Genomic DNA, 13,005 nt, shown 5'->3' on the forward strand with positions numbered 1-13,005 from the left:
TCCGGCGGGACGTCCAGGAGCCGCTCCCCGCGGTCCCGTCGCTCACCGGCGCGCTCGCGCAGCAGGGAGGCCAGCGCCGGGCTGCTGACGGAGTCGGCGCGGCGCTCGAGGAGCTGCGCGGTCGCCAGCTCGTCGGCCGCACGCTGCATCCGCAGCAGCCGCCGGAGCTGCTCGTGCCGGTTCGACGGTCGGTGCCCGCCGTCGACGGGCGTGACCCCGTCCTGGTGACCCCTGGTCATCCTGTGCCCCACATCCCTGCCGGTCCCCGTGCACCGATGACGACGCGGTGGTGCCGATCGCATGACGCGGAGCAGGTGGTCGGCCGGACAGCCGGCGCGGCCGCCCTCCGTCCCGTGGCAGGGTCGCCGCGTGAGCCTGACCCTGCTCGACTGGCGGCGCCAGGTCGCCGAGCTCTACGCCCGCGTGCGGGCGGCCGACGACCCCGAGGAGGGCTGGCGGGCGTGGGGCGCCGGCCGCGACGCGCTCTTCGTCGGCCACCCCGACTCGCCGCTGGACGAGGCCGGCCGCGCCCGCGGCGGCCTCCCGCTGGCGCCCTACGACCCCGCGCTGCGCTTCCGCCCGCGGCTGGACACCGACGTCGAGCCGGTCCTCCTCCAGCTGCCCACCGCGGACGACGGGGTCGTGGCGATGACCCGGATCGGCCGGGTCACCCTGGGCGACCTCGGTCGGCTCGACGTCTGGTGGCTGGGCGGGTACGCCGGCGGGCTCTTCCTGCCGGTGCGCGACGCCAGCGCCGGGACGACGACCTACGGTGGCGGCCGCTACCTGCTGGACACCATCAAGGGCGCCGACCTGGGCGGGGACGCCGGCTCCGTGGTGGTCGACCTGAACTTCGCCTACCACCCGTCGTGCACCTACGATTCCCGCTGGTCGTGCCCGCTCCCCCAGGAGGGGAACCGGCTCGACGCCGTGGTCGCCGCCGGGGAGCAGCTCCCGCCCGGTGGCTGGTACTGACGGCTGTCACCCGTCGGAGCGGAACGTCCCGAGCGGCCTCGATCGTCCAGCACACCCCAGCCCGTGGTCGGGGTGAACGTGACACCCTCGGCCACCTGGATGACGTCGCCGGCGCGGATGCCCGGGTGGGCGGCGCCGTATCCCCGGGGGGCTGACCCGAGTCGTTCGTGGTCACGGTCGTGGCGCCCCCTCCGCCAGGGCCCTGCAGTGGTGGCCTCGTCGGTCCACTCAACGGGCCGGCGCCGTGCTGCGCCGGTCCTCCCGGGTCCCACGGACCAGGAAGACGGCGATGACAGCGAAGAGCATGAAGGCGAAGGTGCCGATCACGGCGAGCGCGGACCAGCCCGAGACGTCCTGCGTGCCCACGGCCTCGTCGACCCCGCCGGTGGACAGGATCGTCGTGGGGTCGGTGAGCCCGTGCAGGACGATGGCGACCCAGATCGTGCCGGTCACCCGCATCGCCAGGTACATGCACACGCCGAAGCAGAACGTGTACACCACGGTGCCCAGCACCGTGGTCAGTTCCATCCCGGCGAGGAGGTTGATCAGGTGCATGAGCGCGAACAGCACCGAGGACACCACCGCGACGAACCGCTCGGTGTGCCCGGCGTCGCGGAGCATCTTCACCGCCAGGCCGCGCGTGGCCAGTTCCTCCGCGACGCCGATGCAGACACCGAGCAGGGCCAGCATCGCGATCTCGCCGCTGGTCCACTCGTCCCAGTCGACGGCGCCGGTGTGCGCGACGATCACGGCCAGGACGAGGGCGGGCGCGATCCACATCCAGCCCCGGCCGCCGATCGGCTGCCGGCCGAGCACCTCTGGCAACCAGCCGACCCGCCAGGTGAAGACCAGCAGAGCAAGGGCGCCGATGCCGATCGGGAGCACGAGCCCGAAGAAGATGCTGGCGGCATCGGCCACGACGTTGTCGTCGTCGATCCGGTCGCCGAAGACGGTCCCGACGACGGTGGTGATCGCCCCGAAGAAGACCAGGTAGCCCGCGATGAGCGCGAACGGCTTCCAGGTCGCGGGTCGGTCCCAGAAGGGGGAGGTGGGCGACGCGGTCTCGGTCACTGCCGCAGTCTCTCGGGCCACGCTCGGTGAGAAAACGTCCAGCAGGTAACGGACCGAACAGTGCCGCCCAACTGAGCAGGCCGTTTCTCTGAGCGGACCTTGCAGGAGCACGGAGCTCTGCACGGGTGTACCGGCGGGTCTCGTGGTCCGTGGTGACGGGACACCGGCGGCTGGTGCGCCGCCTCGGCGCCATGGCCAGCAAGGGGACGGCGGACTGTCGACGACGGGCGGAGGCCGAGCGCCGCCGCCGAGAGGTCGACTGGGCGCTCAGCCAACCGGAGCGATCCGACGCCGTCGACGACGAGAAGCGCTCCGCGGGACCCCGAGGGCGGCCGGCGACTGCGCCTGGTGCTGCGGGCCCGTCACCCCTCGCAGCCGGGGCCCCATCGCGACGTGGTGCTCGGCCACCTGCCGGCACCGCGCCTGGGAGCAGACCCGAGCCGCAGCCTCGGGTCGATCCGCCGTGCAGGCCGTCGAGGGCCGCATCCACGACCGCGATCTGCTCGATCTGTCCGACGCGCTCGGCGCCGTCCTCGAGGAGTCCTGTTGACTGGAGGACCTCCGCAAGCCGCTGAGCTGCGGCGACAGGCCGTTCTACACGTTGAAGCGGAACTCCACGACGTCGCCGTCGGCCATGACGTAGTCCTTGCCCTCGATGCGCACCCAGCCGCGGGACTTCGCCTCCGCCATCGAACCGGCCTCCACCAGCTGGTCGTAGGAGACCACCTCGGCCTTGATGAACCCGCGCTGGAAGTCGGTGTGGATGACCCCCGCGGCCTGCGGCGCGGTGGCGCCGACCGGGATCGTCCAGGCGCGCGCCTCCTTCGGCCCGGCCGTCAGGTAGGTCTGCAGGCCGAGCGTGCGGAAGCCGACCCTCGCGAGCTGGTCGAGGCCCGGCTCGCTCTGCCCGATCGACTCCAGCAGCTCCGCGGCCTCCTCGGCCGGCAGCTCGACGAGCTCGGCCTCGGTCTTGGCGTCGAGCAGGATCGCCTCGGCCGGCGCCACCAGCGCGCGCAGCTCGCCGATCAGCTCCTCGTTGGCCAGCTCGTCGGCGTCGACGTTGAAGACGTACAGGAACGGCTTGGTCGTCAGCAGCGTCAGCTCCCGCAGCGGCGCGGGGTCCACCCCGGCGGCGAACAGCGTCTGCCCCGTGTTCAGCACCTCGACGGCGGCCTGCGCGGCCGACAGCAGCGCCGCGCGCTCCTTGTCCTTGCGCGCCTCCTTCTCCAGCCGCGGGACTGCCTTCTCCAGCGTCTGCAGGTCGGCGAGGACGAGCTCGGTGTTGATCGTCTCGATGTCGTCCCGCGGGGAGACCTTGCCCTCCACGTGCACGACGTCGGGGTCGCTGAACACGCGGATCACCTGGCAGATCGCGTCGCTCTCGCGGATGTTGGCGAGGAACTTGTTGCCCAGTCCCTGCCCCTCGCTGGCGCCGCGCACGATGCCGGCGATGTCGACGAACGACACCGTCGCCGGCACGACCTTCTGCGAGGAGAACAGCTCGGCGAGCTTCCCCAGCCGCTCGTCGGGGACGCCGACGACGCCGACGTTCGGCTCGATCGTGGCGAAGGGGTAGTTCGCCGCCAGGACGTCGTTCTTGGTCAGCGCGTTGAACAGCGTCGACTTGCCGACGTTGGGCAGCCCGACGATCCCGATGGTGAGACTCACGGAAGCCCAGCCTACGGGCCGCCGCGCGCGCGGACCGGGTCCCCGCCGATCCGCCGGCGACGCGTGCGACCCTCGTCACCCCCCGCACCCGTAGGAGGCACCGTTGGTCCTGCCCACGACGACGTCGCGGCACGCCACCGCCGCCGGACCGCTCCCGGCGCACGCCCGGGTGGTCGTCGTCGGCAGCGGGTTCTCCGGCATCGGCACCGCGGTCGCGCTGGTGCGGGCGGGCATCGACGACGTCGTCGTCCTGGAGCGGGCCGACAGCCTCGGCGGCACCTGGCGGGACAACACCTACCCGGGCGCCGCCTGCGACGTGCCCAGCCACCTCTACTCGTTCTCCTTCGCGCCCAAGCGCGACTGGTCGCACGTCTACTCGCGGCAGGCCGAGATCCGGGAGTACCTCGAACAGGTCGCCGCCGACCACGGCGTCCTCCCCCACCTGTACTGCGGCACCGACGTCGTCTCCGGGCAGTGGGACGACGACGCGCTGCTGTGGCGGCTGGAGACCTCGCGCGGCAGCCTCACCGCCGACGTCGTCGTGAGCGGGGCGGGCGGCCTGGTCGAGCCGCACCTGCCCGACGTGCCCGGCGTCGGGACGTTCCGCGGCCCGTCGTTCCACTCCGCCCGCTGGGACCACTCGGTCGACCTCGCCGGCAAGCGGGTCGCCGTCGTCGGCACCGGCGCGTCGGCCGCCCAGTTCGTGCCCGAGCTGCAGCAGACGGCGGCGGAGGTCGTCGTCTTCCAGCGCACCCCACCGTGGGTCATCCCGCGGGCCGACCGCGCCTACAGCGACCGCGAGCACCGGCTGCACGCCGGCGTGCCGGGTTTCCTGCGGCTGGCCCGCGGTCTGCAGTACTGGTCCCGCGAGGCCCGGCTGCGCGCGTTCATCGGCGGCGGGCGGCTGCGCGGGCTGTTCGAGAAGCAGGCGCTGCGGTTCCTCGAGGAGCAGGTGCCCGACCCGCAGCTGCGTGCCGCGCTCACCCCGGACTACGCCATCGGCTGCAAGCGGGTGATCGTCAGCGACGACTACCTGCGCTCCCTGACCCGGCCGAACGTGCGGGTGGTCGCCTCGCCGGTCACCGAGGTGCGCCCGCACGCCGTGGTCGCCGCCGACGGGTCCGAGCACGAGGTCGACGTCGTCGTCCACGGCACCGGGTTCCGGGTGATGGACATCCCGCTGGCCCACCGGCTGACCGGCCGCGAGGGCCGCGCGCTGCACGAGGAGTGGGCGCGCTCGGGCGTGCAGGCCCACCGCGGCACCACCGTGGCCGGCTTCCCCAACCTGTTCCTGCTGCTCGGCCCGAACACCGTGCTCGGCCACACCTCCGTCGTGATCATGATCGAGGCGCAGATCGGCTACGTCGTCGCAGCGCTGCGGGCGCTACGGGAGGCCGGCGCCGCCGCGCTCGAGGTGCGGCGGTCGGCGCAGGATGCCTACAACGCGCGACTGCAGGCCGAGCTCACCGGCACCGTGTGGAACGCCGGGGGCTGCCGGTCCTGGTACCGCGACGCGCAGGGGCGCAACTTCACGCTCTGGCCCACGTACACGCTCCCCTTCGTGCGCCTGATGCGGCGGTTCGACGCCGAGTCCTACGAGCTGCGCGCCGCCCGGCGCGTCCCCGTCCCTGCCTGACCACCCGGGAGTCCGCCACCATGCGCCCGTCCACCGCCGCCGCTGCCGGCCTCGTCGCCCTCGCCGCCGGTGCGGCCCTCGCCCGCCGCCGCGCCGCCCGTCCGGCCGAGACGCCGGACCTGCCACCGCCGCCGCAGGGGCGGGTGCGCACGGTGACCACGGAGGACGGCGTCGCGCTGCACGTCGAGGAGTTCGGCGCGGAGCGGCCGGCCGCCACCGTCGTCCTGGCCCACGGGTACGTGCAGTCCTCGCGCCTGTGGGCCGGGCAGGTGCGCGACCTGCTCGAGGCCCGCCCCGACCTGCGGGTGGTCACCTACGACCACCGCGGGCACGGGCGGTCCGGGGCGACGACGCGCGACCGCGCCACCATCGAGCACCTCGGGCGGGACATGGCCAGGGTGGTCGAGGAGGTGGCCCCGGCCGGGCCGGTCGTCGTCGCGGGGCACTCGATGGGCGGCATGACGCTCATGGCGCTGGCCGAGCAGCGGCCCGACCTGTTCGGCAGCCGCGTCGTCGGGGTGGCCTTCGTCGGGACCAGCAGCGGGGGCCTGGACGCGGTGACCTACGGGCTGCCGGCGCCGGTGGCCCGGGTGGTCAAGCGCCTGCTGCCGGTGCTCAACGAGCGCGCGGTGCGGGCCGAGCAGGCGGGCAGGCCGCGCGCCGTCGGCCCGCTGGACATGAAGCTGATCTTCGGCGGCACCGCCGACCCGGCCGACGTCCGGCTGGCGATGGAGGTGCACCGCGCGTGCACGGCGGAGACGGTGGCCGCCTTCCTGCCCACCTTCTCCGACCACGACCGCGCGACGGCGCTGGAGGCGCTGGCGGAGGTGCCGGCGCTGGTGGCCGTGGGCGACGCCGACCGGCTCTGCCCGGTCGAGCACAGCCGGGCGATCGCCGAGGCGCTGCCACTGGCGGAGCTGGCCGTCTACCCCGGCGTCGGGCACATGGTCCAGCTCGAGCGCCGTCCCGAGGTCAGCCGGCGACTGCTCGACCTCGTCGACCGGGCTCTCGCGCGTGCGCCCGAGTCGGTGGAGGCGGCGCCGTGACCGGCCCGGTCGACCTCGCCGCGGTGCTGGCCACCGTCGACGAGCCGTGGTCGCCGCGGACCGTGGCGGTGCTCAACGACTACGACGTCCGTGTCGTGCACACCCGCGGCGAGTTCACCCGCCACAGCCACCCGGAGACCGACGAGGTCTTCCTCGTCCTCGCCGGCTCGCTGACCATCCGGATGGACGACGGCGACGTCACGCTCGGCCCGGGTCAGCTCTACGTGGTGCCGCGGGGCACGCCGCACCAGCCGTACTCGCCCGAGGGCGCGCAGGTGCTGCTGGTGGAGCCGAGCGCGACGGTGAACACCGGTGACACTCCGAGCGAGCTCACCGCCGAGCGCCGGGTGGTCGAGCCGTAGCGGTCAGGCGGCAGGCACCAGCGGTGTCGGGGTGCTGATCTCGGTGCCGTCGGGTCTGTAGGTGCGCCATCGGCCATCGGGTTGTCGCTCGACGCGGAAGCCGTGGTGGACCTTGGTGTGGTGCCGCTCGCACAGCAGCGCGCTGTTGTCGAGGGAGGTCTCGCCGCCGTCGATCCAGTGCACCAGGTGATGGACGTCCGCCCAGTGGCTCGGCGCGTCACAGCCGGCGAAGACGCAGCCGCCGTCGCGGAGTTCGACGGCCTTGCGGATGGCCGGAGTGACTACTCGCTTGGTGCGGCCGACGTCGAGGGGCTGGCCTTCCGGGCCGATGACGATGCGGGTGACCTGCCCGTCGCAGGCCAGCCAGCGAGCCCGGGCGGCGGAGATCACCGCGCCGAAACCCATGGTGGCCGCACCGTGCCCGGTGGTGGGGTCGGCGAGGTCGTCCAGGTCGATGCGCGTGGCGACGTGCGGCTTGACCGTCCGCAGGACGGGGAGGTTCCCCGACGCGAGGGAGTTGTCGGCCCACTGGACCCAGGCGTCGCCCAGTCGCTGGGCGCGGGTGCGGTCGTCGCCGGCGGGCCGGTTGGCCTGCACGTGCGCCTCGAGCGCGGTCTGCACCTTCTCCCCACCGACGGCGTCCAGGTGCCCGCGGAAGGACACACTGCCGTCGGCGTGCTTGACCATCGTCAGCGACCGCCCTCCGGTGGGATCGGGCTCCGGGCCGTCGGGGTCGAGCGCGTCGCAGTAGCGCTGCACCACCAGCACCAGGTCGGCGTGCTCGCCGTCGACGGCGACCTGGGTGAGTGCCGCGTCGATCGCGGCCAGGTCCACGCCCTGCGCGACCGCTGCCGCCCGCCGCTTGGGGGTGACGATCCGGGCGGCCTCGGCCACCTGCTCGGCGGTCACCCAGCCGGCGTCGTGGACCTCGGCCAGGACCGGCAGGTGTTCCAGCGCCCGCCCGTTGGTGACGAGCCGGGCGGCGGCCGCGTACGACAGCCGGCAGTGCCCGCGCAGCCAGGAGGTCATGGACTTCAGCCCGTCGCGCTCCGGCGCCTGGGCCAGTTCCGCGGCCCGCGCCCGCCGGGCCAGCACGGCGTCGATGCGGTTGCGTTCGGCGACCAGCGCGGCGACGTCGTCGAGCACATCACCGTCCCGCCACTCACTCGAACACATGATCGAAGACTACTCGACCGAGGACCCTACCGCGAGCCGAATCCGCAGCTCAGAGGCCTGTCCACAGCTCCGCTGCACCGCTTGACAGCCCGTCATCAACAGACCGGCGAAGGTGCACCTCGATACGCGCCGGCGCTCCGGCCCGTACACAGGGGATGAGTCACACACGGCAGTTCGGACGCTCAGGGAGACGCCTCCATCTCCAGCCGCGCGACCGCTGGTGCTGGGTCGGCTGAGCCCGGTCAGCGGACCGCGAAGAAGACCCGACCGTCCCGGTCGAAGGTCAGCAGCGGCTCGATGAACAGCTGTCCGCCGTCGATCGCCGCCGGGGGCACGTCCATGCACATCTGGAAGGACGCTGAGCCGCCCGGGTTCAGCGTTGGGGCATCGAGTCCGCCGTTCGGGACCACCGCACCACACTCGCTGTCGGAGTACTGCCTCGCGTCGGTCCCGTTGTATACGTAGGACAGGTCCCAGCCCGGCTGCCCCTCCTCGGTGCCCACGTACTGCGCGGTCACCTCCACGATGATGTAGCGACCGGTCGGCGGGTCGTTGAACTGGTTGGCACCGGCCACGACGGCGTCGGCGTCGAAGTCCACGCCGGTCACCGTCACCTGGTAGTCGCCGACCACGGCCGCCTGTCCGAGGGGCACAGGCGCGGTCGCCGACCCGATCCGGGGAGCCGGCGTGGTCGGTTGTGACGATGGCATCGTCGGCTGCGGAGCCGGTGTGGTCGGCCGCGGAGCCGGGGTGGTCGGCCGGGGAGCCGAGGTGGTCGGCCGTGCGGCCGTCGTGGTGGCCGCAGGAACCGCCGCCGACGGCTCCGCCTCCAAGGGAGGAGTCGACGCCGAGGGGCGTGCCGGGCCGGTGTCGACGGTCTCCTGCGTACTCGTCGGAGCTGTCACCGCGGCGGGCGTGGGGCCGGCGGCCGGCTGTTGTCCCCCGGAACGGCTCACCGCGACCACGGCGACGACCACGGCGATCACCGCCACCGCGACACTGCCGATGACGGTTGCCAGCAGTGCAGCCGAGCGCGGCGAGGCGCTCCGTGGCGCACCCGGTGGTGGCGTCGGCAGCGACTGCGCAGGCGGCGGTGCGATCCAGGCCTGCGGTTGTACCCACCCCGGCCGGACGCCGGGCGCTGCCCCTGTCACCGGAGTCCGCGCGAGGTCGTGTCCTAGGTCGCGGGGTTTTGGCCCCGGCTCGTGGGACCACGAGGGCCCACCTGGCGCACGATCGGGTCCGAACCCGCGGTCGTCGGTCACACCAGCCCCCCTGTTGATCATGTGGACCGCCGGAAGCTAGCAACCGCACGTGGCATGGGTCCTCCTCACGGCGCTGTTCCACCTCGCGCGGGGGAGAAGGCCGACGTGGAGGCGAGCGCGCCAGCCGCCGACTCCCGTCGGCAGCGCGACAGAGGTACCTACCGGGCGCCGGGGCCGGGGAGGAGGCCGCGCTCGACGGCGACCATGACCGCGCGCGTGCGGTCGTCGACGCCGAGCTTGGCGAACACCCGCAGCAGGTGCGTCTTCACCGTCGCCTCGCCGATGAACAGCTCCCGGCCGATCTCGGCGTTGGTCAGCCCGCGCGCCACCCCGGCCAGCACCTCGAGCTCGCGCGCGGTCGGCGCCTCCACCGCGGGCGCGCGCAGCTGCGACACCAGCCGGGCGGCCACCGGCGGGGCGAGCACCGTCTCCCCGCGGGCGGCCGCGCGGACGGCGTCGGCGAGCTGCGGCAGCGGGGCGTCCTTGAGCAGGTAGCCGGTCGCCCCGGCGGCCACCGCCCGCACGATGTCGGCGTCGGTGTCGTAGGTGGTCAGCACCAGCACCCGGACGGCGGGGTGCGCGGCGGCCAGCCTCTCGATCGCGGTGACGCCGTCCATCCGCGGCATCCGCAGGTCCATGAGGACCACGTCGGGCGCGAGCGCCGCCACCTGCGCCAGCGCCTCCAGCCCGTCGCCGGCCTCCCCGACGACGTCGAGGTCCTCCTGCGCCGCCAACCAGCCGACCAGCCCGCCGCGCACCACCGGGTGGTCGTCGACCACCAGCACCCTGATCACGTCCCCGGCACCCGCACCGTCACCCGCGTGCCCGAGCCCGGCGCGGAGGCGACGTCGACCTCGCCGCCCACCTGCGCCACCCGCCCGCGCAGCCCCTCCAGGCCCGAGACGGTGACCGACGACGGGTCGAAGCCCACCCCGTCGTCCTCCACGTGCACCGACACCTGCCCGCCCACCCGCGCCAGCCGCAGCACCACCGCCGAGGCCGCGGCGTGCCGGCGGACGTTGGTCAGCGCCTCCTGGGCGCCGCGCAGCAGCACGACCTCCTCGTCGGTGCGCAGCGCCGGCACGCCGTCGAGCGCCCCGGTGTCCACCCGCACCTGCAGCCCGGTCTCGCGGGCGAACCGGGCGGCCAGCCGCTGCAGCGCCTCCACCAGCGTCGACCCGTCCAGCGCCACCGGCCGGAACGCCGCCACCACGGCGCGCGCCTCGGCCAGGTTGTCGCGGGCGACGTCCTCGATGACGGCGAGCCGCTCCCGCGCGGCGTCGAGGTCGGTGCGCAGCAGCGCCGCCGCCGTCTGCGCCTGGACGACGATCGAGGTGTACCCCTGCGCCAGCGTGTCGTGCACCTCGCCGGCCAGCCGCTCCCGCTCGGCGAGCACCCCGCGCTCGCGCTCGGCGGTGGCCAGCTCCGTCCGGGTGGCCTCCAGCTGCGCGATCAGCGAGGCCCGGTCGGCGCTCTGCCGCAGCACCTCGCTGATCCACAGCCCGAGCGCCAGGCTGAACGCCAGGCTGACCACCGATTCGCGCAGCACCTCCAGCGTGGTCTCCCCCGCCCCCGCCTGCGCCAGCGGCCCGATCGCGCTGGCTCCCGCCAGCAGCACCGTCCAGGCGACGCCGGTCAGCGTCCCCTGCACGACGAACCAGACCTGCGGGTAGGCGAGGAAGAGCAGGAACAGCAGCCCCGGCGCCAGCCACCCCAGCAGCCCGAAGCAGACGACCACGACGGTGAGGTGGACCAGGGCCCGGTGCGGGTGCCCGCCCCCGACGGCCGGCCCGCCGGCGAGGACGTAGGACAGCGCCAGGGCCCCGAGGACGGCGAGGACCGGCCCCTGCTCGCCCGGCTCGGTCACCTCGCCCGAGAGCACGCTGACCACCGCCAGCGACCACAGCACCGCCGAGATGACGTGCATCCCGACGACCGTCGCCCGCCACCCGCGCGCGGACAGCGGCTCGCCGCCCTCCTCGCCCGGGGTGGGGAGGAGGGCGGCGGCCAGGAGGCGCCGCAGGCTCATGCCGTGCGGCGCCAGCGGAAGGCGCGGACGCAGACCACGAGCCCGATGATCACCCATGCGGCCAGCACCAGGGCAGTGGTGCCGTGCTCCCAGCTGCCGGCCGGCTCCACCGCGGCGGCCGAGTCCGGCAGGAACACCGAGCGCATGCCCTGCACCATCCACTTCAGCGGGAAGACCGCGGCCACCTCCTGCATCCACGGCGGCAGCTCGGAGAACACGAAGAAGACGCCGGAGAAGAACTGCAGCACGACGGCGAAGGCGCTGATCCCGTTGGCCACCGACCGGCTGCTGCCGACCGAGGCGACCGCGATGCCGAGCACCGTGCCGGCCGCCGCGCCGCCGATCGCCACCCAGGCGAAGGTCAGCCAGCGGCCGGGCTCGGCGGGCAGCGCCACGTCGAAGGCGGTCGCGGCCACGGTGAGCAGCAGCGCCAGCTGCAGGACCGTCGTCACCAGCACCTGCCCGGCCTTGCCGAGGAAGTAGCCGAGCGCCGGCGTGCCGAGCGCCTGCAGCCGGGCGAGGTCGCCCCGGTCGCGCTCCTCGGCGATGGCCGTGCCCACCGCCTGGAAGCTGGTCAGCATGATCCCGGTGGCCGCGATCCCGGCGAGGAAGTACTGGGCGAAGGGCACCCCACCCGGCCGGTCCTCGCCCTCGAACACGGACGCGAAGATCAGCAGCATCACGACCGGGTAGGCGAAGGAGAAGACCACCTGGGCCGGGTCGCGGACGAACAGCCGCAGCTCCACGCCCGTGCGGGCCAGGCCGATGGCCGCGGCCGACGGCGGCGTCGGGCGGGTGCGGGGCGGGGTCAGGACGGCGGTCACCTGAGCTCTCCCTCGCGGGTCGTGGGGGCGCCGACCAGGGAGAGGTAGACCTCCTCCAGGTCGGGGCGGGTGACGGTCAGGCCGGGCACCTCGCCGGTGGGAGAGGTGGCGAGCAGGTCGCGCAGGACGGCCGACGGCTCGCGGGTGACCACCTCGCGGACGGTGCCGCCCTCGGTCCACCGCACGGTGGCCACCTGCCGCAGGTCGGCGCCCAGCTCGGCCGGCGGGGCGACCTCGACCAGCCGGCCCGCGGCCAGCACGCCCACCCGGTCGGCGAGCTCGGCGGCCTCGTCCAGGTAGTGGGTGGTGAGGAGCACGGTGGTGCCGGCCGCGCGCAGGCCGCGGACCAGCCCCCAGAACGAGCGCCGGGCCCCCGGGTCCATGCCCGTCGTCGGCTCGTCGAGGAACAGCAGCTCCGGCCGGCCCTGGATGCCGAGGGCCACCTCCAGCCGCCGCCGCTGCCCACCGGACAGCCGCGACACCCGGGTGCCGGCGGACCCGGCCAGCCCGACGTCGTCGAGCAGCTCGGCGGTGGGCACCGGCGTGGCGTGGTAGCGGGCGAAGTGGTCGAGGGTCTCGCGGACGGTGAGCGCGTTGCCGGCGCCGGTGGTCTGCCCGACGACGCCGGTGCGGTCGCGCCAGGCGCGCCCGGCGCGGGCGGGGTCCTCGCCCAGGACGGCGACCTCGCCGCCGTCGCGGGTGCGCAGCCCCTCCAGGACCTCGACGGTGGTCGTCTTGCCCGCGCCGTTGGGTCCGAGCAGGGCGAAGACCTCCCCGCGCCGGACGTCGAGGTCGAGGCCGTCGACCACCGCCCGGCCGCCGTAGCGCTTGACCAGCCCGCGCACGCGGACCGCGTCGTCGTCGCGCACCCCCGCCGCGGCGGGCGCCGTCTGCATCGCTGTCATGGCACGAGCCTGGCGGCCCGGGGCCGCCGGCGGTACGGCCGTTCCGTG

The 13,005-nt window shown here is 74.4% G+C and carries 12 protein-coding genes; 4 read left to right on the plus strand and 8 right to left on the minus strand.

Annotated elements, in window-relative coordinates; all coding sequences use genetic code 11:
• Nucleotides 1-369: 369 nt before the first annotated feature.
• Nucleotides 370-975, plus strand: coding sequence for a DUF1684 domain-containing protein (locus ACI780_RS09780; RefSeq protein WP_457002542.1), 606 nt, complete (start codon nucleotides 370-372; stop codon nucleotides 973-975).
• A 228-nt stretch (nucleotides 976-1,203) separates the two neighbouring features.
• On the opposite strand, the gene ACI780_RS09785 is transcribed toward ACI780_RS09780, so the two are convergent.
• The gene (locus ACI780_RS09785; protein WP_457002544.1) at nucleotides 1,204-2,046 is read right to left on the minus strand and encodes a CPBP family intramembrane glutamic endopeptidase; all 843 of its coding nucleotides are present in this window, start codon (nucleotides 2,044-2,046) and stop codon (nucleotides 1,204-1,206) included.
• 594 nt (nucleotides 2,047-2,640) lie between these two features.
• On the minus strand, nucleotides 2,641-3,714 hold the full coding sequence (gene ychF, locus ACI780_RS09790) for a redox-regulated ATPase YchF (protein ID WP_456873203.1): 1,074 nt from the start codon (nucleotides 3,712-3,714) through the stop codon (nucleotides 2,641-2,643).
• Nucleotides 3,715-3,817: 103 nt separating this feature from the next.
• On the opposite strand from ychF, the gene ACI780_RS09795 reads away from it, so the two are divergent.
• Genes ACI780_RS09795 through ACI780_RS09805 form a run of 3 tightly spaced genes read left to right on the plus strand, consistent with a single transcriptional unit; the run spans nucleotide 3,818 to nucleotide 6,758 of the window.
• Nucleotides 3,818-5,350: a flavin-containing monooxygenase gene (locus ACI780_RS09795; protein WP_457002547.1), complete on the plus strand. Its 1,533-nt coding sequence runs from the start codon at nucleotides 3,818-3,820 to the stop codon at nucleotides 5,348-5,350.
• A 20-nt stretch (nucleotides 5,351-5,370) separates the two neighbouring features.
• Nucleotides 5,371-6,396 (plus strand): alpha/beta fold hydrolase, encoded by a 1,026-nt coding sequence (locus tag ACI780_RS09800; RefSeq protein WP_457002549.1) that lies wholly within the window; start codon nucleotides 5,371-5,373, stop codon nucleotides 6,394-6,396.
• Nucleotides 6,393-6,758 (plus strand): cupin domain-containing protein, encoded by a 366-nt coding sequence (locus tag ACI780_RS09805; RefSeq protein ID WP_457002551.1) that lies wholly within the window; start codon nucleotides 6,393-6,395, stop codon nucleotides 6,756-6,758. The genes ACI780_RS09800 and ACI780_RS09805 overlap by 4 nt, the downstream gene beginning before the upstream one ends.
• 3 nt (nucleotides 6,759-6,761) lie before the next feature.
• On the opposite strand, the gene ACI780_RS09810 is transcribed toward ACI780_RS09805, so the two are convergent.
• The 6 genes from ACI780_RS09810 to ACI780_RS09835 form a co-directional block, all read right to left on the minus strand.
• Complete coding sequence (locus tag ACI780_RS09810) at nucleotides 6,762-7,934, minus strand: DUF222 domain-containing protein (RefSeq protein ID WP_457002553.1); 1,173 nt, start codon at nucleotides 7,932-7,934, stop codon at nucleotides 6,762-6,764.
• A 242-nt stretch (nucleotides 7,935-8,176) separates the two neighbouring features.
• Nucleotides 8,177-8,566 carry a hypothetical protein gene (locus ACI780_RS09815; RefSeq protein WP_457002555.1) on the minus strand — a complete coding sequence of 130 codons (390 nt, stop codon included), beginning with the start codon at nucleotides 8,564-8,566 and terminating at the stop codon, nucleotides 8,177-8,179.
• Nucleotides 8,567-9,357: 791 nt separating this feature from the next.
• Nucleotides 9,358-9,993 carry a response regulator gene (locus ACI780_RS09820; RefSeq protein ID WP_457002557.1) on the minus strand — a complete coding sequence of 212 codons (636 nt, stop codon included), beginning with the start codon at nucleotides 9,991-9,993 and terminating at the stop codon, nucleotides 9,358-9,360.
• Nucleotides 9,990-11,228, minus strand: a complete 1,239-nt coding sequence (locus tag ACI780_RS09825) for a sensor histidine kinase (protein ID WP_457002559.1) — start codon at nucleotides 11,226-11,228, stop codon at nucleotides 9,990-9,992. Before ACI780_RS09825 ends, ACI780_RS09820 begins: the two co-directional genes overlap by 4 nt.
• A complete protein-coding gene (locus tag ACI780_RS09830; protein ID WP_457002561.1) occupies nucleotides 11,225-12,052 on the minus strand; it encodes an ABC transporter permease in 828 nt (275 codons plus the stop codon). Before ACI780_RS09830 ends, ACI780_RS09825 begins: the two co-directional genes overlap by 4 nt.
• Complete coding sequence (locus ACI780_RS09835; RefSeq protein ID WP_457002563.1) at nucleotides 12,049-12,957, minus strand: ABC transporter ATP-binding protein; 909 nt, start codon at nucleotides 12,955-12,957, stop codon at nucleotides 12,049-12,051. Before ACI780_RS09835 ends, ACI780_RS09830 begins: the two co-directional genes overlap by 4 nt.
• Between the last annotated feature and the right edge of the window lie 48 nt (nucleotides 12,958-13,005).

The sequence above is a fragment of the Geodermatophilus sp. SYSU D00814 genome (genome assembly GCF_054050055.1).